General features: G+C 67.5%; 18 protein-coding genes. 12 read left to right on the top strand and 6 right to left on the bottom strand.

What is annotated here, in order from left to right; all coding sequences use genetic code 11:
• From Q4E95_RS04660 to Q4E95_RS04675, 4 genes are all read right to left on the bottom strand, one after another.
• Nucleotides 1-815: DEAD/DEAH box helicase (locus Q4E95_RS04660; RefSeq protein ID WP_303382200.1), on the bottom strand; the 815-nt coding region annotated here is incomplete at its 3' end.
• Nucleotides 816-1,148: 333 nt separating this feature from the next.
• Nucleotides 1,149-1,382, bottom strand: coding sequence for a DUF3107 domain-containing protein (locus Q4E95_RS04665; RefSeq protein ID WP_303382201.1), 234 nt, complete (start codon nucleotides 1,380-1,382; stop codon nucleotides 1,149-1,151).
• An 85-nt stretch (nucleotides 1,383-1,467) separates the two neighbouring features.
• On the bottom strand, nucleotides 1,468-2,124 hold the full coding sequence (locus Q4E95_RS04670; protein WP_303382202.1) for a TetR/AcrR family transcriptional regulator: 657 nt from the start codon (nucleotides 2,122-2,124) through the stop codon (nucleotides 1,468-1,470).
• A 37-nt stretch (nucleotides 2,125-2,161) separates the two neighbouring features.
• Nucleotides 2,162-3,490, bottom strand: coding sequence for a glutamyl-tRNA reductase (locus Q4E95_RS04675; protein WP_303382203.1), 1,329 nt, complete (start codon nucleotides 3,488-3,490; stop codon nucleotides 2,162-2,164).
• Between the two features lie 124 nt (nucleotides 3,491-3,614).
• Here Q4E95_RS04675 and hemE point away from each other — a divergent pair, with 124 nt between their 5' ends.
• The 8 genes from hemE to hemL all read left to right on the top strand — a co-directional run bounded on the left by hemE (nucleotide 3,615) and on the right by hemL (nucleotide 12,443).
• Nucleotides 3,615-4,766, top strand: coding sequence for a uroporphyrinogen decarboxylase (gene hemE, locus Q4E95_RS04680; protein ID WP_303382204.1), 1,152 nt, complete (start codon nucleotides 3,615-3,617; stop codon nucleotides 4,764-4,766).
• A complete protein-coding gene (gene hemG, locus Q4E95_RS04685) occupies nucleotides 4,763-6,256 on the top strand; it encodes a protoporphyrinogen oxidase (protein WP_303382205.1) in 1,494 nt (497 codons plus the stop codon). Before hemE ends, hemG begins: the two co-directional genes overlap by 4 nt.
• A 39-nt stretch (nucleotides 6,257-6,295) precedes the next feature.
• Nucleotides 6,296-7,021 carry a hydrogen peroxide-dependent heme synthase gene (gene hemQ, locus Q4E95_RS04690; RefSeq protein WP_303382206.1) on the top strand — a complete coding sequence of 242 codons (726 nt, stop codon included), beginning with the start codon at nucleotides 6,296-6,298 and terminating at the stop codon, nucleotides 7,019-7,021.
• Nucleotides 7,022-7,023: 2 nt separating this feature from the next.
• Nucleotides 7,024-8,238, top strand: coding sequence for a ferrochelatase (locus tag Q4E95_RS04695; protein WP_303382207.1), 1,215 nt, complete (start codon nucleotides 7,024-7,026; stop codon nucleotides 8,236-8,238).
• The gene (hemC, locus tag Q4E95_RS04700; RefSeq protein WP_303382208.1) at nucleotides 8,235-9,170 is read left to right on the top strand and encodes a hydroxymethylbilane synthase; all 936 of its coding nucleotides are present in this window, start codon (nucleotides 8,235-8,237) and stop codon (nucleotides 9,168-9,170) included. Before Q4E95_RS04695 ends, hemC begins: the two co-directional genes overlap by 4 nt.
• Entirely contained in the window at nucleotides 9,170-10,036 is an 867-nt protein-coding gene (locus Q4E95_RS04705) for a uroporphyrinogen-III synthase (RefSeq protein WP_303382209.1), read from the top strand. Before hemC ends, Q4E95_RS04705 begins: the two co-directional genes overlap by 1 nt.
• Nucleotides 10,033-11,040: a porphobilinogen synthase gene (hemB, locus tag Q4E95_RS04710; protein ID WP_303382210.1), complete on the top strand. Its 1,008-nt coding sequence runs from the start codon at nucleotides 10,033-10,035 to the stop codon at nucleotides 11,038-11,040. Before Q4E95_RS04705 ends, hemB begins: the two co-directional genes overlap by 4 nt.
• A gap of 83 nt (nucleotides 11,041-11,123) precedes the next feature.
• Nucleotides 11,124-12,443, top strand: coding sequence for a glutamate-1-semialdehyde 2,1-aminomutase (gene hemL, locus Q4E95_RS04715; RefSeq protein ID WP_303382211.1), 1,320 nt, complete (start codon nucleotides 11,124-11,126; stop codon nucleotides 12,441-12,443).
• A gap of 130 nt (nucleotides 12,444-12,573) precedes the next feature.
• On the opposite strand, the gene Q4E95_RS04720 is transcribed toward hemL, so the two are convergent.
• Complete coding sequence (locus Q4E95_RS04720) at nucleotides 12,574-13,395, bottom strand: 3'-5' exonuclease (protein ID WP_303382212.1); 822 nt, start codon at nucleotides 13,393-13,395, stop codon at nucleotides 12,574-12,576.
• Nucleotides 13,396-13,465: 70 nt separating this feature from the next.
• Here Q4E95_RS04720 and Q4E95_RS04725 point away from each other — a divergent pair, with 70 nt between their 5' ends.
• Entirely contained in the window at nucleotides 13,466-16,861 is a 3,396-nt protein-coding gene (locus Q4E95_RS04725) for an ATP-dependent DNA helicase (protein WP_303382213.1), read from the top strand.
• Nucleotides 16,858-20,334 (top strand): ATP-dependent DNA helicase, encoded by a 3,477-nt coding sequence (locus tag Q4E95_RS04730; protein WP_303382214.1) that lies wholly within the window; start codon nucleotides 16,858-16,860, stop codon nucleotides 20,332-20,334. The genes Q4E95_RS04725 and Q4E95_RS04730 overlap by 4 nt, the downstream gene beginning before the upstream one ends.
• A gap of 55 nt (nucleotides 20,335-20,389) precedes the next feature.
• Here Q4E95_RS04730 and Q4E95_RS04735 read toward each other — a convergent pair whose 3' ends face one another.
• A complete protein-coding gene (locus Q4E95_RS04735) occupies nucleotides 20,390-21,490 on the bottom strand; it encodes a macrolide 2'-phosphotransferase (RefSeq protein WP_303382215.1) in 1,101 nt (366 codons plus the stop codon).
• Nucleotides 21,491-21,584: 94 nt separating this feature from the next.
• On the opposite strand from Q4E95_RS04735, the gene nudC reads away from it, so the two are divergent.
• Together nudC and Q4E95_RS04745 are read left to right on the top strand one after the other, a co-directional pair.
• Nucleotides 21,585-22,568 carry an NAD(+) diphosphatase gene (gene nudC, locus Q4E95_RS04740; protein WP_303382216.1) on the top strand — a complete coding sequence of 328 codons (984 nt, stop codon included), beginning with the start codon at nucleotides 21,585-21,587 and terminating at the stop codon, nucleotides 22,566-22,568.
• Nucleotides 22,569-22,572: 4 nt separating this feature from the next.
• On the top strand, nucleotides 22,573-22,946 hold a 374-nt coding region (locus Q4E95_RS04745; protein WP_303382217.1), incomplete at its 3' end, for a UvrD-helicase domain-containing protein.

The raw sequence follows: 22,946 nt of genomic DNA on the forward strand, positions 1-22,946 counted from the left end.
ACCTCGTCCTTGTCCAGGTGGTGGGCGCGGTAGATGACCTGGCGGATGTCCTTCTTGGTGCTGCCCTCGTCCGGAGCGGCGGCACGGATGTGCATGGGGCGGGTCATGTAGCGGCGGGCCATGGCCACCACGGGACCCGGCATGGTGGCCGAGAACAGCATGGTCTGGCGCACCTCGGGAACCGCGCTGAGCAGCTTCTCGACGTCCGGGAGGAACCCGAGGTCCAGCATCTCGTCCGCCTCGTCCAACACGACCATGCCCACGTGGCTCAGGTCCAGGTAGCGCTGGCGGTTGAGGTCGATCAAGCGTCCGGGGGTGCCCACGACAACCTCCACGCCGCGCTTGAGCTCCTCGATCTGGGACTCGTAGGCGCGGCCACCGTAAATGGTGGCCACACGGGCGTTGCGGGTCTTGGCGGCCACGGCGAGGTCGTTGCCGACCTGAACGGCGAGCTCGCGGGTGGGGACCACGATCAAGGCCTGCGGGGCCCCGGGGAACGCAAGCTTGTCCCAACCGGCGTCGTCCCGGCCGATCACACGCTGCAACGCGGGAATGCCGAAGCCCAGGGTCTTACCGGTGCCGGTCTTGGCCTGACCGATGATGTCCTGGCCGGACAGCGCCACGGGCAGGGTCATGGACTGGATGGGGAAGGGGGAGGTGATGCCGTGGTCGGCCAGTGCATCCACGATGTCCTGGCGTACGCCGAACTCCGCGAACGTGTGCGTTACTTCGGGTTCTGCTGTTTCGATGGCCTGGGTTCCGGCCTCGTCGGTGTCCGGGCCGTTGGGCTCGGTGGTCAAGGTAATTTCGGTCACGATGGTCCTTAGTTTCGGGTACATCGCGGGGCCCGACTACGGCGCACTCGTCACCGTCCCGGTGAGGGGATGGGGCGAGACGCCGGGGGCCGCCGCGCGGCGAAGTGGAAGCCGATCGTGAAACACATGCGGATCCGGGGCTCACGGAGTGTTGCGTTTGCAACCCTTCCGGGCCAACTCGGACCAGCGAAAAGTGAACGTTACGGTCTCATCCGACGACCGGTCATCCTGTCAACGGTTCCCAGTGTAACCGCCCACAGCGCAAAGCACCGCCTCACGAGCGTGAGACGGTGCTTTACCGGGCGCGGTCGCCGGCCTCGCGGCCGGCCCGCCTCAGTTCTGCGGCAGCGGAGTGAAACCCACGTGGCGCTTGGTTTCGGTGCCGGTCTCCACGTAGCCGATGCTGGCCGAGGGAACCACGGTGGTGGTTCCCTTGGAGTCCTTGAGGACCAGGGGAGTCCCGGAGCTCAGCGCCCGTGCCACCTCGGCCTCGACCTCTTCGGCCGTCAGATCCGCGTTCACCGACAACTCGCGACCCACGTTCTGGATACCGATCTTGATCTCCACGTCGGTTTACCTCCTACTTGGTTTGAGGGGCCCGGCTCGACGAGCGAGCCTCACACCCGGTACTGGAACTCAGTCTAGGAGTCCCTCACTGCCAGTCTTCATCCAGGATGCTGATTCCGCCCCAGGCTAAACGGAACACCTGCTGCTGCGCTTGCTGCCGGTTGACACTGCCCGGGTGCTGCGCCCAGTACACGGCAGCGGTCTGCACCATCTGCACCAGGCTTCGCCCCAGCATGGCGGCCTGGTTGTGGGGCAGTCCCACGTTCGGTCCGAGTACGGACGCAATGATGCCGGCAATGCCGTCATAGAAGTCATTGAGTTTGTCCGCGACCTCCGGGAAGGCCAACAGATCCGCGCTGAAGACCAAGCGGTGGGCCTGGGGTTGGTGTTCCACGAACTCGAAGTGGGTGTTGATCATGGATTCCACGCGTGTGCGGTTCACGTCGCTTGACGCCAAGGAATGGTCCAGTTTGGCCGACAGATCCACCAGCGTGTGCTCCACGAGGGCCAAGTACAGCTCTCGTTTACCCGGGAAGTGCTGGTACAGCACGGGTTTGGACACACCGGCGGCGGCGGCGATGTCGTCCATCGAGGTGGTGTGGTATCCGCCGTCCGCAAAAGCGTTCAGTGCCGTGGTCAGCAGCTGATCCCGGCGGTCTTCTTTGGCCATGCGCGGTGCCCGCCCGTACGTGGAGGTACCGGTGAGCGTTTGCTCCGGTCGACTGTTCGGTTGCAGATTCATTGTGGTCCTCCTCGTGGCGGGGGTGTCCGCCATATGGTTAGCCGACCGCGCGATCTCGCGCAGTAGTCGAGGGGGATTGCTCCGCGGGGGGATTCTGCATGGATTCTCGGTGTGCCGGGGTGGCCACCTCGATGCCGTACAGCGCTTCCAATCCGGTGATGTATTCGTCTGCTCGGCCCTGGGAGGCCAACTGCCGTGCTCGCACCGTGGGGGTGTGCAGCAACGAACGGACCATGCGTCGCATGGCCATTTCGATTTGATCCTCGGCACCCGTGCAGCCGTGGTGCGATCGAACCTTTTCCATTTCGGCGTCGAGGACGGCCATGGTGTGTTTGCGCAGAGCGACGATCGCGTCGTCCATGGCGCGGGCGTTCTGGGCGGCTTCGAACTTCTGGGCGGCCTGTAGGACGATGTCACTGGCTGCGGCCACGGATTCCCCGGTTTCCTCCGGTGCGGCCACGCGCACGGATTCCAAACTGATCAGTTCCACGTCCGGCAGGTCCGCAATGGCAGGGTCGAAATCGCGGGTCAGCGCCAGGTCCACCACGGTGCGCGGGCCCTCGGGGAAGGCCGACGCCGACATAGGGGAGGAACCGCCGGAGCAGCCGATGATGACGTCCGCGCGGCGCAGCGCGGCGGGTAGATCGGCGTCGGAGACGGGACTGCCCCCGCGCTGATCGGTGAACTGCTCGGCGCGCCCCGATCCCGAGTACACCTCGATATCCGCACAGCCCCGATCGCGCAGAGCGGCCATGGTGGCCCCGGCGTACGCGCCGGTTCCGAAGACCAGTGCGCGGCGCTGCGGCCATGACCGCGCAGTGATGTCGTCCGCGAGGTCCAGTGCCACGGAAACGATCGACCGGCCGCGTTCACCGAGTTCGGTGCGGGAACCCACCTCGCGAGCGGTGCGGGCGGCGGATTCGAAGAGTTGAACCAGATGACTGGAGACCGTGCCGGATTGCTGCGCCTGATTCAGGGCGCGGCGGACCTGACCGGTGATTTCACGTTCGCCCACCACGGCGGATTCCAGCCCGGACACCACGGTGAACAGGTGCCGGGGGACTTCCACGCCGGTGTAGGCGTCCATGGTTTCCAGCACGAACCGTTCGTCCAGTCCCGCCCGCTGCGCGATACGCTCCACGATTTCCTGTTGGGCACGGGTCACCTGTCCCGTGGGATCTCCGTACTGGTCGGTCTTCAGCTCGCCGTAGAGCTCCAGCCGATTGCACGTGGAGAGGGTCACCGCGCCATTGAGGGCACCTTCCGAGACCGCTTCTTCAGCCACACCAAGGGCACCGGTGCTGAGCCGTGCCACGGTGTTGAGGTCGACGGAGCGGTGCGAGGCGACAAGACAGAAAAGGACCACAATCCAGCCATTCTAGACGAACACTTCTGGTGTACTCAGCATAACCATGCCGCACGCAGGTTGCTCGGACGCGGACAGTTCGTCAATAAAACTCCCATCTTTCCTTGGCACAATGGGAAGCACTATGACTTCCCAGGATTTCCGCGCCGCCGCGCCCAGCGACCCCGCACACCGAACTGAGCCCACCGAGCAGCAGTCGTGGGATCAACGCATTGCAGCATTGAGCTCGGACCACCCGCTCAAGCGTGACGAGATTGCCAACTCCGCGCTGATCCGTGCGCTGCGCGGGTTGGACGCTCCCCACACTCCGGTGTGGTTCATGCGACAGGCGGGGCGGTCGCTTCCCGAGTACCGCGAAGCACGCGTGGGGACCGGCATGTTGGAAGCCTGCCTCACCCCCGAGCTCGCCGCCGAGATCACCGTGCAGCCGGTGCGCCGCCACAAGGTGGACGCCGGCATCTTCTTCTCGGACATCGTGGTCCCCATGAAGCTCGCCGGTGTGGGCGTGGACATCGTGGCCGGCCGCGGGCCCGTCCTGGACGAGCCCGTCCGCACCGCCGCCGACGTCGCCGCGTTGCCAGAGCTTCCCGATGCCGCCCTCGATCCCATTCGAGAGGCCGTCTCCCGGACCGTCGAACTCCTGGGTGGCACTCCCTTGATCGGTTTCGCCGGCGCACCGTTCACGATCGCGGCGTACGCGGTCGAGGGGGGACCGTCCCGGGATCACTTGCGTCCGCGCACCATGATGCACGCGGACCCCCAGGCCTGGGACGCCCTGGCACAGTGGGCCGCTCGAACCTCCGGTGCGTTCCTGCGCGCTCAGGTCGAGGCCGGTGCGTCCGCGGTGCAGCTCTTCGACTCGTGGGCCGGATCATTGTCGCTGGCTGACTACCTGGAACACGTCCAGCGGCACTCCGCGGACGCCCTGGCCGCGGTCGCGGATCTCGGTGTGCCGCGCATTCACTTCGGCACCGGTACCGGGGAGCTGCTGGCCGCCATGCGGGATGCCGGCGCGGACGCCGTGGGCGTCGATTACCGCATCCCCCTGGACACTGCCGTGGAGCGGGTCGGAAAGCGTACGGTGGTACAAGGCAACATCGACCCCGCGTTACTGGCTGCCCCTTGGCCGGTGTTGCGCGACCACGCTCGCGACGTTCTGCGCCGCGGCCAGAGCGCGCTCGCACACGTGGTGAATCTGGGTCACGGTGTTCCTCCGGAAACCGACCCGGAGGTATTGACCAAGCTGGTGGCCTTCATTCATGAGGAGACGCAGTGACTTCTTCGCCCGGTGCAACGCAGACCGGCACTCAACGCAAGGCCCGCACGGCCTTGGTCGTGGGTGGTGGCGTTGCCGGTTTGACCGCGGCGCGGGATCTTGCGGTCGCCGGATTGCGCGTGACGCTGGTAGAAGCCGCCGATCACTTCGGTGGCGCGGTGGGCGCCCACGAAGTAGCCGGTCTGGTCCTCGACTCCGGGGCGGAGTCATTCGCCACTCGCTCCGACGCTGTTCCCCAACTACTCGAGGACCTGAACCTCAGCGACCGGGTGGTCACCCCGAATCCCTCCGGCTCATGGTTGTACCTGCCCGAGGGGGCCATGCCGGCACCCAACAGCGGGGTGCTGGGAATCCCCGCCGATCCCGCGGCGCCGTCCTTGCGGCGCGCACTGGGTCGTTCCGGAATGGCCCGGGCGCGCATGGACAGGGTGCTGCCCGCCTCCGTGGGCGCGGGAGAGCGGTCGCTGGGTGCGCTGGTCCGTGCCCGGATGGGCCAGCGTGTGCTCGACCGGCTCGTGACGCCCTTCGTCTCCGGCGTGTACTCGACCCACCCCAATGACCTGGACGTGGACACAGTGGCCCCCGGGCTGCGCAATGGCCTCCGCGAACACGGAAGTCTGTGCGCGGCCGCCGGCGCGCTACGCGCGAAAAGTCCCGCCGGTGCCAACGTGGCGAGCCTGGACGGCGGCATGAATCAGCTCAGCGAGCGTTTGGTGCGCGACGTGGAAGCACGCGGGGTCAAGATCGTGACCGATTACGACGTGATTGCGTTGGACCGCGATCCCCGCCGTCCGGGGTGGATGGTCATCCAGCGGCAACCCGCAAACGGGGACAAGACCGCGGTGGCCCGCGGTGAACTGTTGGTCATGGCCGCGGACGGCCCCACCACGGTGCGGTTGATGGGCGGGCACTTACCCGATTCGCAGCGGTACTCCCCGAAGCCGGGGCCCCGGGTGGCCCTGGCCACCCTGGTGCTCGACTGCCCGGAGCTCGACGGCGCCCCGCGCGGGACCGGCCTGCTGGTCAGTTCCGATGTGGAAGAGGTCCGCGCCAAGGCCCTGACACACTCGAGCGCCAAATGGGCGTGGGTCCAGCGCGAGGCCGGCGAACACCGCCACGTGCTGCGGTTGTCCTACGGCCGCGCCGACTCCGACCACGACTCGGTACCGCCAGAGGTTGCGCTGCCGGACGGCCACCTCATTTCTCTCGCGCTCAGCGATGCGCGCACCCTGATGGGCGTGCACATCGGCCCCGAGCAACTGATTGGCGCGGACGTGGTGCGATGGCACGCCGCCCTGCCGCGCACGGACGTGGGGCACAGCACGCGCGTGGCCGAGTTCCGCGGGGCGATCAGGGACATCCCCAACGTGATCGCCGTGGGCGCGTGGCTGTCCGGGACCGGACTGGCCGCCGTCGTGACCGATACGCGGCAGCAGGTCGCGAAACTGCTACGCAACCACGGGTACGACCACCCCGCACAGCGTGATTGAGACTTCAGCCATGATTCGAGCATCGAAAGGACACACACGATGAGTGAGCACGTACACGCGGCACAGCAGTCCGCCGTCGACACGGAGGCAAAGAACGAGGAGAAGCTGTACTGGGCCGTCTACACCGTGCTGGAGCGCACCGGGGACCGCACCCCGGACGCCGATTCCGAGGCCAACCAGGCCGAGTTCGATCGCCTGGTCCAGGAACTGTCCGGGGACAACGTGACGGTGCGCGGCGTGTACGACGTATCGGGGATGCGCGACAACGCGGACCTCATGGTGTGGTTGACCGGTGACGAGGCGGACGTGTTGCAGGAAGCTGTGCGCAAGATCCGGCGCCAGCCGCTGCTGGGTGGTACCCGGCAGGTGTGGAACGCCATGGGCGTGCACCGCGACGCAGAATTCACCCGCAACCACGCGCCGTCGTACGCGCGCGGTATCGCCCCCGAGAAGTGGGTGTGCGTCTACCCGTTCGTGCGCTCCTACGAGTGGTACTACATGAATTCCGAACGCCGTTCCGAAATGCTCAAGAACCACGGCATGAAGGCCCGCGACTACCCGCAGGTGCTGGCCAACACCATTGCGTGCTTCGGTCTCAACGACTTCGAGTGGCTGCTGGCCCTGGAGGCCCCCGAGCTCGTGGACCTGGTGGACCTGATGCGCGAGTTCCGCAACACCGAGGCGCGGTTGCACGTGCGCGAGGAGACCCCGTTCTACACGGGACGCCGGATCCAGACGACCGAGATTGCCGAGGTGCTGCGCTGAGCATGACACCCACCGACCAGCAAACCACCAATGCCCTGAGCGCCGCTCGGGCCGCTGAGCCCCGCCCCTTCGACGCCGTGATCCTCTCGTCCTTCGGTGGCCCCGAGGGCCAGGACGACGTGATCCCGTTCCTGCGCAACGTCACCCGTGGTCGCGGTATCCCGGACGAGCGCCTCGAAGAAGTGGCCACCCATTACCGCGCTAACGGTGGCGTGAGCCCCATCAACGCCCAGAACCGTGCGCTGCGTGACGCGCTGGAAGCGGAGCTGCGCCGCCGCGGCGTGACTGTTCCCCTGTTGTGGGCCAACCGCAACTGGGCCCCGTACGTGGCCGATGTGCTCACGGAGTGCCATGACCGCGGCTACAAGGACCTGTTGATCTTGGCCACCAGTGCGTTCTCCGGGTATTCCAGCTGCCGACAGTACCGCGAGGACTACGGCATGGGCCTGGAAAAACTCGGCCTGACAGACACTCTGCACGTGGAGAAGGTCCGCCCGTACTTCGACGAGATCGGATTCCTGACCCCCTCGGTCGATGGCCTGCGGGATGCCTTGGCAGCGCTGCGTGAACGCGTGGGGGAGAGCACCCTGGAGGTGCTCTTCACGACCCATTCCGTCCCGGACACCGATGCCCATGCTTCCGGTTCTGAACGCATCGAGTTCGAGGAGAACTCCGCGTACGTGGCCCAGCACCTGGCCGCGTCACGCTGGATCGTGGCGCAACTCGGCGACGCCATGGACAACGTGAACTGGCAGCTCGTCTACCAGTCCCGCTCCGGCCCGCCGCAGATCCCGTGGCTCGAACCGGACATCTGTGATGTGATCGAGACGCTGCCCGAGTCCGGAGTCCGGGGTGTGGCCGTTGTGCCGGTGGGCTTCGTGTCCGATCACATGGAGGTCATGTGGGACCTCGACACCGAAGCCAAGGACGCCGCGGCCGAGGCCGGTATCGCGTTCGAACGAGTGGCCACCGCGGGAACGCACCCCGCGTTCGTGGGAGCGCTCGCGGACGCCATCGAACAGCGGCTCGGCACCGAGACGGCACCGCCGCGCGTCTCGGCGTGCGGGCAGGGCACCTGGTTCGACAACTGTCCCGCGGACTGCTGCAAGAAGATCCTGCGAGGCCAGTCGGCACCGCGGCCCACCGTGGCACAGACCCCGCTGGATCAACCCATAGCCGTGGGCATGGACGATCAGGGCGAGGTGATGTACCGGTGACCGAGAGCACCTTCAGGGTCGGAACGCGTGGTTCCCAACTGGCCATGACGCAGACCGGTTACGCGGCAGACGCCGTGGGAGCGGCTGCGGGTCTGAGCCCCCAACTGATCACCGTGCGCACCGAGGGTGATGTGCTGACCGGGCCCTTGTCGCAAATGGGCGGCACCGGAGTCTTCGCGACCGCGTTGCGCGCTCGACTGTTGGATCGCGATGTGGATTTGGCGGTGCACTCCCTCAAGGACCTGCCCACCGCGCCGGTTCAGGGCCTGGTCATCGCGGCGCTTCCCGAGCGGGAGGACCCGCGCGATGCCCTGTGCGCCCGCGACGGTCTCGCCCTGGACGAGCTACCGCAGGGTGCGTCGGTGGGCACGGGATCGCCGCGCCGAGTGGCCCAGTTGAGGGCGCTGCGTCCCGATCTGAAAATTGTCGATATCCGCGGCAACGTGGGCACGCGTCTCAACCGAGTGGCCCCGGGCGACCTGGACGCGGTGGTGCTGGCGGCGTCGGGGTTGAAACGGTTGGGTCTGGAGGGCCGGATCACCGAATACCTGGATCCGCAACGAATGCTGCCCGCACCGGGACAGGGTGCCTTGGCCCTCGAGGTCTCGAGCGAACTCGCCGAGGACTCGCCCCTGGCCCGCGGACTGGCCGCCGTGGACGACCTGCCCACCCGACTGGCCGTCACGGCCGAACGTGCTGTGCTGGCGCGCCTGGAGGCCGGTTGCGCGGCCCCGGTGGGAACCTACGCCCGCGTGGTCGGCGGTGATCTCCACCTGGACGTGGTGGTCGCCAATCCGGACGGCACCGAGGTCATGCGCCGATCGGAAGCCACGGACGAACTGTCCGTGGACGCAGCGGCCGCCCTGGGAGTGCGGATCGCGGATGAACTCTTGGCCGCCGGCGCCGATCGATTGGCGCGGTTGACCCTGTGATGTCCCGCGTGTTGGTCACCCGCGATCCTGCTTCGTCCCGTGAACTCACGGGGCTGCTGCGGGACCGCGGGTACAACGTGCGCGTGGCCCCGCTGCTCGAGGCACAGCTGCCGGAGGACACCACTGCCCTGCGGTGCGTGCTCGAGCGGGCCGCTCGCCCTCAGGTTCCCACGTGGCTCACCGTCACGTCCGCGAACACGGTGTTGGCACTGGCTGCGGTGGCTTCCGATCCGGGGTGGGGTGGTGCCCTGGAACGAGCGCGGGCGAGCACACCCAGACTGTCCGTCGCAGCGGTCGGTCGCGCCACGGCGTCGGCCTTGCGCAAGGCAGGGATCGGCGTGGACTTCACCCCGCAGCGCGAACAGAGCGCCGCCGGAATGCTGGCCGAATGGCCCGACGCGTCCGCATCCACCGGGGAGGCAGCGTTGGTGCCCGCGTCGGAGCTCGCCTCGCCGACCCTGGCCGATGGGCTGACCGAGCGCGGCTACGAGGTCTCGACCGCCGTCGCGTACCGGATGGTCCCCGCACCTGCGGCCACACCCCTGCACCCGGACGTCGGCTCCGCGCAGGACCCACCCGTTCTGGCTGCCGACGCCGCTCGCGACCAGTGCGCGCGCGGCGAGTTCGGCGCGGTGGTGGCCACGGCGCCGTCGCGCGTTGCTGCCTTGCTGGACGACCAACCGCGACCGCCCGATGAGACGAAGTGGGTGGCCATTGGCGAGCCCACCGCCGCCGCGCTGCGCCTCCGCGGTCTTGCACCCGTTGTCGCCGACGATCCGAGTCCGGCAGCCCTGGTGGCGGCCGTGGATCGCGCCCTGGAAGATGTACTCAAGATCACTAGTTCGACCGAGGAGAAAACATCGTGAGCTCACACGCACCGCTGTACGACCTGGTGTCACGCCCGCGCAGGCTCCGCACCAACCCGGCCATGCGCCGCTTTGCCGCGGAGAACCGTGTGCACCCGGCGGAATTGATCCTGCCGGCGTTCGTCAAGGAAGGCATCTCCAAGCCCGTGGAGATCCAGTCCATGCCCGGAGTGGTTCAGCACACCGTGGACTCGCTCAAGCGGGCCGCCGCGGAGGCCGTGGAGCTGGGATTGGGCGGCATCATGTTGTTCGGCATCCCGGAGACCCGTGACGCCGTGGGGTCGGCCTCCCTCGACGAGGACGGGATCCTGAACCACGCCATTGCTCAGGTGCGGGCGGAGGTGGGCGATGACATCGTGGTCATGTCCGACCTGTGCCTGGACGAATTCACCGACCACGGCCACTGCGGCGTGCTCGATGACAACGGCGTGGTCGACAACGACGAGACCCTGCGCATTTACGCCGAGATGGGCGTGGCCCAGGCTCAGGCCGGCGCGCACATGGTGGGTCCTTCCGGCATGATGGACGGTCAGGTGGGCGTGATCCGGGCCGCACTGGATTCCGCCGGCCACCATGACGTCTCCGTGTTGGCGTACTCCGCCAAGTACACCTCGGCGTTCTACGGGCCGTTCCGCGAGGCCGTGGATTCGGCGCTGACCGGGGACCGCAAGACCTATCAAATGGACCCGGCCAACCGCCGTGAGGCCCTGCACGAGCTGCAACTGGACCTGAACGAGGGCGCGGACATGGTCATGGTCAAGCCGGCCATGAGCTACCTGGACATCCTGCGCGACGTGGCCGAGGTGTCCCCGGTGCCCGTCTCCGCCTACCAGATCTCGGGTGAGTACGCGATGATCGAGGCCGCAGCGGGCAACGGCTGGATTGACCGCGACGCGGCGGTCAAGGAATCCGTGCTGTCCATCAAGCGCGCGGGAGCCAATTCGATTTTGACGTACTACGCCGCCGAACTGGCGCGCTGGTACCGCCAGGACAACGGGAACTAAGTCAGACTACCGCCGCGCGGGCCCAGACCGGCCGCGGCGCACGTGATCGGGGTGATGCCCGGTGGAAGGAACCAAGTAATCTCATGAGTGTCTCCCAAGAACTGTTCGACCGTGCCCAACGCGTGATGCCCGGTGGGGTGAACTCCCCGGTGCGCGCCTTCAACTCCGTGGGCGGAACCCCGCCGTTCATTTCCGCGGCCAAGGGCCCGTACCTGACCGACGTGGACGGCCGCGAGTACGTGGACCTGGTGGGTTCGTGGGGTCCGGCGCTGCTGGGCCACTCCCACCCCGTGGTGCTCGAATCGGTGCACGAAGCCGTGGAGCGCGGGCTGTCCTTCGGCGCGACCACGCGCGGAGAGACCGAGCTGGCCGAGCTGCTCGTGGATCGTGTGGGACCCGTGGAGGGGATCCGCATGGTCTCCACCGGCACCGAGGCCACCATGACCGCGCTGCGCCTGGCCCGCGGGTTCACCGACCGTGACCTGGTCATCAAGTTCGCCGGTTGCTACCACGGTCACGTGGACTCGCTCTTGGCCGAGGCCGGTTCGGGTGTGGCCACGTTGGCGCTGCCCGGCTCGGCGGGCGTGACCGAAGCGACGTCGTCCCAGACGCTGGTGCTGCCGTACAACGACGTGGCTGCCCTGGAACGGGCGTTCGCGGATCACCCGGGTGAGATCGCCGCGGTGATCACGGAGGCCGCCCCCTGCAACATGGGCGTGGTGACCCCGGAGAACAACTTCAACGCCGAGATCCGCCGCGTGACCCGCGACAACGGTGCGCTCATGATCTTTGACGAGGTGCTCACCGGTTTCCGCGTGCACGAGGCCGGCTACTGGGGCCTGAGCAACGAGGCCGAGGGCGCCTGGGCCCCGGACCTGTTCACGTTCGGCAAGGTGATCGGCGGCGGCCTGCCCACCGCGGCACTGGGTGGTCGCGCGGACGTCATGAATTACTTGGCGCCCATCGGTCCGGTCTACCAGGCGGGCACGCTGTCCGGTAACCCGATCGCCATGGCGGCCGGGCTGGCCACGCTCAAGTGCGCCGATCGCATTGCCTACCAGACGATCGATCGTCGTTCCGAGCAACTACGGGACGCCCTGGGTTCGGCGATGGACGCCGCGGGGGTGGACTACTCGATTCAGGAAGCGGGCAACCTCTTCTCGATCGCGTTCGGTACTCGCGACACCGGTGTGCACAATTACGCGGATGCCAAGGCGCAGGAGGCCTTCCGCTACACCCCGTTCTTCCACGCAATGCTGGAGGCCGGCGTGTACCTGCCCCCGTCGGTCTTCGAGGCGTGGTTCCTGTCCGCGGCCCACGACGACTCGGCCATGGACCGGATCATTTCTGCCCTGCCGGCCGCGGCTCAGGCCGCCGCGGAGGCGCAGCCCGAGCAGCGCTGATTCTCGGTCCGCGGGTGGCACGCCATGTGATGAGGCCTTACTGCACGGTAGAGCGGTCTACCGTGCAGTAAGGCCTCATTGGCTGGTGACTGGTTTTCAAGGGCGCCCGCGGCTTGGCGCTGACGGTTGGTCAGCCCCGCGGGTGGACCGGCCAGGTGCCGTCCACCACGGCGTCCGGATCGCGGCGTCGGAAATATTCTTGCAGGGAGGCCGCCTGTTCGGCGGCCCAGCCGATCTGCGCGTGGTGGAGTTCGCTCGCCGAGGTCTGTAACTCGCCGAACTTCTGCGCCATGGCGGCGGCCAGCCGCTCGGTGGCCAGGGCGTCCGCCGCCGAGGTGTGGGCGGCGTCCAGGACCACGCCGTACTCCTCGCACAGCGCACCCAGCGTGCGTTTGCCCTTGCGGAACCGGTGGACCTGCTTGTTGAGGATGAACGGGTCGAGCACCGGGAACGGCTGGGCCCCGGGGACCTCGTGACGCTCGCACTCCCTGGCCAGCACGGTCAGATCGTAGGCGGCGTTGAACGCGAGCACGGGCGTACCGTCCGTCCACAGTTCGCTCAGCACGGTGGTCAATTCGGCGACGACGTCGCTCGCGGACTGACCCTCGGCCCGCGCCTTCTCGGTGCTGATGCCGTGGACCGCGGCCGCGGCCTCCGGGATCTCCACGCCGGGATCGGCGAGCCACTCCCACTCCTCGAGCACCGTACCGTCCGGGGCAACGAGCACCACCGATGCCGTGACGATGCGGGCGGTCTGCGGATCGCGCCCGGTGGTTTCCAGATCGAAACACGCCCTGGGGAGTTCGGTCCAGGGCGTTGCGGGGTCGATGTCGAACAGCGTGTCCTGCACGGGATTCTCCGCGGTTGTTGTGCCCTCCGGAGCTCGGACGGTTTCGGGTACGTCGAAGAGAGCCGGCTGTTCTTGCGAAGAGTGGTGCTGCGGGGAAGGCATGGCCATCACGCTACCGGCTCGGCCCGTGAGTGTTGTTATGCGTGTCCGCCGGGCGTGATGTGATGGGAACATGCAGATGCAGCACGAGACCCCATGGCGGATTCTTCCGCCGCGCACCGTGACGGGGAGGGGCCGGGAGTTCATTCCGGACGCGCACCAGCGGGCCGTGATCGAGCTGGAACCGGGGCACGGGCCGGTGCTGGTGCTGGGTGCTCCGGGAACCGGGCGATCGAGCACGGTCGTGGAATTCGTGGTGCATCGTCTGGCGGCGGGTGCGGATCCGCAGTCACTGCTGGTGTTGGCGCCGTCTCGAACCCAGGCCGCGGAACTGCGCGATGCCATCAGTGAACGGGCGGCAGCGACCATCAGCACGCCACTGGTCAGGGCCTGGCAGGCGTATGCGTTCGACCTGCTGCGTCGAGCTCATGGGCAGGGGTTGCTACCCGGTGTCGTCGAGGCACCCGTGCTGCTGTCGGGGCCCGAACAGGATGCATTCATTGCTGACATGATGCGCGGGCACACCGCGGGACACGGGACGGGAATGGTGTGGCCTCCCGATCTGGATCGTGCCTTGCAAACCCGCGGATTCAGGGGACAACTGCGCGAACTGTTCGACCGGATGAACGAATATCGCATGCCCCCGGAACAACTGGCCCGGTGGGCGGAACCTCTGGGGCACCCGGAATGGCGCACGGCTGCGGCCTTCCGCGCGGAGTACCAGCAAGTGCGTGCGCTGCGGATGCCCAACGCCTTCGACCCGTCCGCGCTCGTGGACCGGGCCGCCAGGGTGCTCGAGGAGAACCCCCAGTTCCTCGAGGAGGAACGTGCGCGATTGGCCGTGGTCCTGGTGGACGACCTTCAGGAGGCCACGCCATCCGTCCACCGCATGATCGGTGTACTGACGCGCGGAGCGGATGCCATCTACACCGCCAACCCGGATACCACCGTGCAAGGATTCCGAGGTGCCCGGCCGGACCTGCTGCGGACTCTTGGGGACCGAGTCGGGACGGATCGGTACCCACTGCAGCGGAGGTCACTGGAGCTCACGCACAGGCTCCCCGCGAAGATCAATCAATCGTGGCAGCGGGTCTCCCGTGCCATTTCGGTGGTGGCAGGGGCCCGGACCAACCGAGCACCGGAATCGCCGGGGGAGGACCCTGGATCGGTGCGCGCGGTGGTCTTCGACTCGCCCACGGCTCAGGCCCGATGGTGCGCGGATCATTTCCTGCGGCTGCATGTACTGCGAGGCGTGCCCTACCGGGAGATGGCGGTGATCGTACGCAGTGGCGCCCAGCTGTCCGCACTGACGCGGCAGTTGGCGTCCCTGGGTGTCCCCACCACATCCTCCGCGGCGGAAACCCCGTTGCGCGAGGAACCGGCCGTGATACCCCTGCTCAATGCGCTGCGGTTGTTGCTGGATGCCGAGCAGGCGGGCGTTGAAGTCGATACGGATGAGCCCCAGGGCACCGCGGCCGGTGATGAGCGGCCACGGTTGCTCACCGCAGAAGCAGCCGTGGCATTGCTGACATCACGGCTGGGGGGCGCGTCACCCATGGACGTGCGTCGTATCCGGCAGCGGCTGCGGGTCCATGAGCTCAGCAGCGGCGGTGGCCGCACCAGTGACACCCTGCTGGTCGAGGCCCTGACCCACGGTGTGCTGCTCGAGGCCGCCGGAGTGCGATCGGGCCCGGCCCATCGGATCGCGGACATGTTGCAGGCGGGCCAAGAGGCGTTGGCCGTACCCGGTGCCACCGCCGAATCGGTGTTGTGGGCGCTCTGGGATGCGTCCGGGGTGGCCGAGCCGTGGCGGCGGCGGGCTATTTCGGGTGGCGCGGATTCGGTGCGAGCCGATCGCGATCTGGACGCCGTAGTGGGCCTCTTCGAGTCCGCCGAACGTTTTGTGGACCAGGTTCCCGGAGCCACCGCTCAGGCCTTCATGGACTACATGGAGCACCAAGAACTCCCCATGGACACCCTGGCCGCTCGCGCCCCGGCCGAGGACAACGTGTCGATCCTGACTCCGGCGGGATCCGCGGGGCGGGAATGGGAACACGTGGTCGTGGCCGGGGTGCAGCAGGGTGTGTGGCCCAACACGACCCTGCGTGGCCAGTTGCTCGGAACGGACGTCCTCACCGATGCTTTGGACTTCGGGGTGGAGCAAGCCGCGCGGATCGGACCACTGGACCGGCTGCGACAAGTGCGCTTCGATGAACTGCGTCAGTTCGCCTCGGCGGTGTCACGCGCGAGCTCCTCGCTCGTCGTCTCGGCGGTCTCCAATCAGGACGAGCAGCCGTCCGAGCTGTTGGACCTGGTGGCCTCCGGATGGGGCGGTGAGGACTCGGGTATCGAGCTCGAACACCTGGCTGCTCCCGTGCCACTGACCCTGCGCCAACTGACAGGTTCGCTACGACGAACGGTTTTCGCCGCGGATGAGGCCCCCGAATTGGGGGAAGCTGCGGCACGGCTGCTGCATGAGTTCACATCGCTTTCGGAACCCGTGCGCGGGGCGGATCCGAACGAATGGTGGGGGTGGGCACCGCTCAGCAGTGACGAGCCCTTGTTCGCCCCGCACGAGCCCATTCCGGTGTCACCCTCCAAGATCGAAACCATTCACCGCTCGCCCCTGGACTGGTTCGTGAGCGAGGCCAAGGCCGAGGAGGTCACCGACTTCAGCCGCAGCCTGGGAACGCTCGTGCACGATATTGCCGAAACCATGCCGGACTCTCCGAGCACGGAGCTGATTGCCGAGCTGCGCCGCCGGTGGCCGAGCCTGGGCATGCCACCGGGGTGGGTCACCGATGCCGAATTGGAGCGTGCGGAGGCCATGTTGGGCAAGTTCGCGGAGTACGTGATCAATGCGCGTAAGGACGACGGTCGAGAGTTGGTCGGTGTCGAGGGGAGCTTCCACGTGCTGGTGCGGGGCGCCGCCCGGGATGCTCTGTTGCGCGGTCGGGTGGACCGGCTCGAGGTTGATTCCCACGGCCATCATGTGGTGGTCGATCTCAAGACAGGGAAGTCCCAACCGGTGGGCAAGAAGATCGAGAATCACCCGCAGCTGGGCGCCTACCAGGTCGCACTGCAAGCCGGGGCGGGCGAGCAGATGCGGCGCGAGGTCGAGCTCAGAGAAAAGGCTGCAGCCGTCGGTGAAGACCCGGAGGCAGCGGTACGGCACGCGGCCTCCGAGCCCATTGAGCTGCCCCAGGGAACTGTCATTGCCCAACCGGGCGGGGCACTGCTGGTGCAACTGGGAACGAGCGCCAAGAAGGTGGGAACCCAACACCAGCCGCCCCTGGACCCGGACCATGTTTGGGCCAGGGATCTCATTACGCGTGCCGCCGAGCTGGTTGCGGGAACGCGGTTCGAAGCACGGCATGATTCGGAACACGGATCCAGTTTTGGTTTACGGTGCACTCTGCCCTGGGTGTGTCCGTTGTGCGCAGAAGGTCGACAGGTGAGCGAACAATGACCACCCCCCAGTACTCTCCCTTCGACATTGCCGAGGCCCTGGGGGATTTCCCGCCCACCCAGCAGCAGGCCCAGGTCATTGCCGCTCCGCTGACGCCGCGGCTCGTGGTGGCCGGAGCGGGCTCCGGAAAGACGACCACCATGTCCGACCGCGTGGCGTGGTTGGTGGCCAACAAACTCGTGGAACCGGAACAGATCCTGGGCGTGACCTTCACCCGCAAGGCCGCCGGTGAATTGGCGGAGCGGATCCAAGGCAAACTACGCGGGCTGCGCCGCTCGGGACTGCTGGGTCCGGACGCGCAGCTGGCCACGGCCCCCCATCAGTCACCCTTCGCGCCCGAGCCCGGTGCCACGGAGGATCCCGCGGTGCCGCAGGAACCCACCGTGAGCACCTACCACTCCTACGCGAACTCTCTCGTGCGCAGCTACGGACTGCGACTGGGCGTCGAAGCGGACACCGTTCTGCTGGGACAGGCGCAAGCGTGGCAATTGGCGCACCGTCTGGTGGAGAGCTGGGACGGGCCGCTGCCGGAAAGCATGGCCGCCGTCTCCACGCTCACCGCCGGTTTGATGAGTCTGGCGTCGGAGTCCTCCGAGCACCTGGTAGCTCCGGCCCGTGTCGGTCAATGGGCCCACCAGTTCCGGATGAGCTGCGCGGACGTCCCACCCGTGGGGCGGAAGAAGAGCATTGGTAAGCCGGCCCAGGACGCCCTCAACCGTCTGGAAACCACGGAACTTCTCGCGCAGCTGGTCGAGCGGTTCCAACGGGCCAAGGCCTACGAGTCCGCCCTGGACTACGGCGACCTGTTGGCACTCGCGGCAGAGATCGTCAACGTCGATCCTCGAGCGTGCGCCACCGAGCGTGACCGGTTCAAGGTGGTCCTGCTGGACGAATTCCAGGACACCTCCCACGCCCAGCTCAAGTTGTTCTCCGGGCTGTTCGGTGAGGGTCACTGCGTCATGGCCGTGGGCGATCCGCAGCAGTCCATTTACGGGTTCCGCGGGGCATCGGCGGGACAACTGTTCAGCTTTGTCGAGAACTTCCCGCGCAGTAACGGCCAGTCCGCCGAGCCGGCAGCATTTGCGGATTCGAGTTTCCTCACCGTCGCGTGGCGCAACTGTCAGTCGGTCCTGGAGGCCGCCAACCGGATTGCCGCGCCCCTGCGAACGCCCCCGGAGTGGAACCGCTCCGCGAGTACCGTACAGGTTCCCCCGCTCGATGCCTCACCCCACGCCTCGGTGGGGTCCGTGCGGGTCAGCCGGTACGTCACGGACTCGCACGAGGCCCAGGCCACGGCGCGGGCCATAGCCCAACAGCGGGGAGCGCACGAGGGCCAGCCGCTGGAGGAGATGCCCACCATGGCGGTCCTGTGCAGAAAGCGAGCCCAGTTCGAACCGATCCGGTTGGAACTCGAAGCGCTGGACGTGCCCTACGAGGTGGTCGGGCTGGGCGGGTTGCTCAGCACCCCCGAGGTCGCTGACATCGTGGCCACGCTCTACGTCCTGACCGATCCGGGCCGTTCCGACGCCCTGGCCCGGTTGTTGGCGGGTGCTCGCTGGCGGATCGGCCCCAAGGACCTCGCGGCACTGGGAGACTGGGCGGGCCATCTCGAAACATCCCGCTCCCGTGCCGCCGCTGCCCGGGGGACCGAGCTCTCCGCGGAAGAGCTCGCCCAACTACCCGCGCAGGACCCCACGGAGACGGTGGCCGAGGGGGACATCGTGGACCGGGCCAGTCTGATCGAGGCCATTGAAACGCTGCCGTCGGACACTTGGGTGTCCCATCGTGGCCGTTCCATCAGCGCCCCAGCTCTGGGCCGGATGCGGCGGTTGGGTTCCGAGCTCAGTCACTTGCGGTCGGCGCTCGGGGATGAACTCACCTCCGTGATTCACGAGGTGGAAACGACCCTCGGTCTGGACGTGGAGTTGGCAGCGAACCCCGGAATGACGCCCGCTCAGGCGCGCAAGAACATCGACAGCTTTTACGACCAGGCCGTCCAGTTCAGCGCGACCACTCGCACGCACGACGTCGCAACGTTCCTTTCCTGGCTCGAGGCTGCCGCGCACGAGGAGAACGGGCTTGAGCTGCCCCCCGAGGACACCCGACACGACGCCGTACAGCTGCTCACCGTGCACGCGGCCAAGGGCCTGGAATGGGATCACGTGTATGTGCCGGGCATGAATCAGGGGGACTTCCCGTCCAAGAGAAAGTCCGCGTGGACCGGGGACGCCGCCAAACTGCCCTGGCCGCTGCGCGGTGATGCTCAGCAATTACCGCAATGGAATGCCGATCCCACGGACGTGGAAACGTTCAAGGAATCCTTCGAACTCTTCCTGGAGGACGCGGGCGCGCACGACGAGGCCGAAGAACGTCGTCTGGCATACGTGGCGTGCACACGAGCCAAGACACTGCTCGAGCTCTCGTGCTCGGTGTTCCGTGGGACGGCCAAGACGGCACATGAGCCGTCGGTCTTCCTGGACGCCGTGCGAGCCATGACGGAGGAGTCCCACCCGGGAGTGGAACTGGGGGAGTGGGCGGAGGTGGAACCGGGCACCGAGAATCCGCAGGCGGACACCGTGGTGAGCGCTTTGTGGCCGTACGATCCCCTGGAAGGCCCGGAGATCGTCCGGAAGGAGCGCTCCGTGGACGGTCGGGAAAAGGTCACGGTCTCGACACCGGTGCACAGCGGGCGGCGTGCACGCATGGACCGCGCGGCACACGCGGTGCAGACCGGTGGCTTCGACACCACCCGGGAGCTCACCGCGCAACACCTCGAAGAGGGGGAACACGGCGCAATGGTCACCCGCTGGCGGCGAGAGGCGGAACTTCTTCTGGCCAAGCGCGATGCGGTGGAGCAGCGCAACACCGTGCACATGCCGTCACACGTGTCCGCGTCTGCGCTGGTGGCCATGGACACCAACCCTGAGGCGTTCATCATGGGACTGCGCCGTCCCATGCCCGCCCGCCCCGGTTCTGCCGCTCGTGCCGGCACCACGTTCCACACGTGGGTCGAGAACTTCTTCGGGGATTCGGCGATCTTCGACATGGACGAGTTACCCGGCGCGGATGACTATGTGGATGAAGAACTTGACCTTCCCGGGCTGGCCGAAACGTTCAAGAACAGTCAGTGGGCAAGCCGTCAGCCGTATGCCATCGAGTTACCCGTGGAGACACCAGTGGGTTCGGTGACCGTCCGCGGTCGCATTGACGCCGTCTTCCGCACGGACTCGGGTGGCTGGGAACTCATCGACTGGAAAACCGGGCGCGTGCCCCGGGGGAAGGACCTGCGCCGCAAGTCAGGGCAGCTGGCGCTCTACCGTCTGGCCTTCGCGCGGTTGCACGGCCTGGACCTGGCGGACGTCTCCGCCGCGTTCTACTACGTGAGCGAGGACAAGGAAGTTCGCCCGCATGATCTCGCGACCGACAAGGAATTGGAGGCCATTGTCGAGTCGATGTACTCGATGCACGGCTGAGCGGGCCCGCCCCACCGGGTGCGCTCTGCGCTCGACACTGCGTGCCGCCCAGGAGTCATTCCGCGGGGCGCGCAGCGGAGGGTTGGGCGGACCCGGACGGCACCGGCGTGGACATTTCCGGACCCGACTGCTCATCCTGCTCCTCGGGCTCCGCAGCGGGCGGCTCCGGGATCACCCCGGGCGCGGGAGAGCCGGTACGTTCCACGTCCAGGGTCAGGGTGTTGAGCATCCCCTCGGCGTCCTTGACCATGGATTCGACGCCGCGGTCCACCCCGCGCACCAGCCACTCGGCCAAGGCGAATTCCGCGGCCAGGTGCGCTCGGCGTAGGAGATGCCGGTCGGGCGGTTGAACTGCGGCCACCGAGTACGTCTCCAGCACGGTGTCCGCGAACTGGGAGTTCGCCATGCCCACGAGCCACGCAAAATCCACGGCGGGGTCACCCACGTGCAGATCGCTCCACCCGGTCAAGGCACCCAGCGCGCCCTCGTGCACGATCACGTTGTCCTCGTGCAGATCACCGTGCACCACGCGGGTCGAAAACCGCCACAGGGTGGTGTCCTCGAGCGCTTGCTCCCAGCGGCGCAACAGCTGGCCGGGGATCCGACCGGTTGCGGCGGCCCGGTCCAGATCGTGGAGCATGCGGCTGCGGCACTGCTCGGCGCTGTAGGCGGGCAGATCGGCGTCCATGACCAGGGCGCGGGGAAGTGAATGGACGGCCGCGAGTGCCCGGCCGACCTGGACGGCCAGGGCAGCGCGAGGTTCTGCGCTGGGCGCGGGCGCACGGGAAGGCGCCACGGGGTTCTCGTTCTGCCGGGACATCTCCACCAGGGTGAGCGTGGTGCCGGGCAGATGGGAGTACACGAATGTGCGCAGCCCGGATTGCTCAACCGAACCGACCACGCTGGGCAGATGGAAGGGGAGGTGCGCGCGAACCGATGGTGTGAAGGCCCCGAGGACCAGGTGCTCGGTCTCCAACCTGATGCTGGCCTCGGCATGGAGGGGGCTGCGAACACGCCACCGCTTATTCTGTGTGTCTTTGACCACGCACGACTGGAAGTCCGAATTGTCGTCGGGAGAAGGACCGGTCGCTACCGGGGCGATACCGGGCACGGCTGCGGCGGCAATGGCTGCGAGCAATTCGGGGGTCGTTCTCACCTCGTCCACACTACCGGCCGCGCCCTGAGCACGGGCACCACGGTTACCCACAGCCGCCGGGGAGCTACCGGGACACGCCGACTACAGTGGACGGGTGACTCCTTCCGAACCCAACACCTGGACACCCGACCGCACCGTGCCCGGCCTGGATCCCGGGGACCTGCCGTTTGCGGCGTCGGCCTTCGACCGCGACGCCGTGGACCGCGAACACCGGGACCTGCGAGCCGAGGCAGGTACCGATCCGTCGGCACGGGTGCTCGTCATGGTGGGTGGTGACGCGCCCGTGCGCGACGGGCACCTGGTGCTCGAGGAGTACGCCGCCGCCCCTGCCGCGAGCGGGGACCCCGCCCACCCGGACGTCTACCTGGGCAGGCTGCGCGGGGACGACGCACCGGTGCTGCTGCGCAGTTTTCCGGCGGGCGCGGAGGTCCCCGGCCAGAACGACGTCGTGCGGGCGGGTTTACGAACGTTGGGCACCGAACTCGAACCGGAGGAAACGTCCCTGCTGGTCACCGCGCAGTCGGTGGGCCTGTGGCACCGTGACCACCCGCGATGCCCGCGGTGCGGCACGGTGACCGAGGTGATTCGCTCCGGCTGGGCCCGGGAATGTCCCGAGGACCAGACGCTGCATTTTCCCCGCACCGATCCCGCGGTCATCGTTGCCATCACCGACGGCCATGAGGACCCGGAGCGCGAACGCATTCTGCTGGGCCGGTCGTCGCTGTGGGCGAGCAACCGCTACTCCACGCTGGCCGGATTCGTGGAGCCCGGGGAATCCGCGGAGCAAGCGGTGGTGCGCGAAATCTTCGAAGAAGCGGGCATCGTGGTGGGATCGGTGCATTACCAGGGCTCCCAGCCGTGGCCGTTCCCACGTTCGCTCATGCTCGGATTCCGAGCCGTCGCACACACCGTCGACTTCACGCCGGACGGTCAGGAAATCCTCGACTTGAGATGGTTCACCCGGGCGGAACTGAAGGCCGCGGCGGGGGAACGGGCCATTGTGCTCCCCGGCCGTATCTCGATCGCTCACGCCCTGATCGCGAGCTGGCTGGGCGAACCGATACCGGAAGGAGCCTGAACACATGGGGAGTGACGCATCCGCCGAAGAACGTATCCTGGGCGGCCTGGATCCCGAACAACGCGTGGTGGCCACCACCCTGCAGGGACCCGTGTGCGTGCGAGCCGGGGCGGGCACGGGCAAAACCCGCGCCATCACCCACCGCATTGCCTGGGGAATCGCCACCGGTGTCTACACACCCCAGAAAACCCTGGCGCTCACGTTCACCGCGCGGGCTGCCAATGAAATGCGGCAGCGCCTGCGTCAGCTGGGGGCCCCCGGTGTGCAGGCGCGCACGTTCCACTCCGCCGCGCTGCGGCAATTGCAGTATTTCTGGCCGCAGGCCGTGGGCGGGCCCCCGCCCGGTCTGGTCAATCACAAGGCCCGGTTGTTGACCGA

Origin of the sequence: Kocuria sp. (genome assembly GCF_030536815.1) — a bacterium.
Lineage (GTDB): Bacteria > Actinomycetota > Actinomycetes > Actinomycetales > Micrococcaceae > Kocuria > Kocuria gwangalliensis.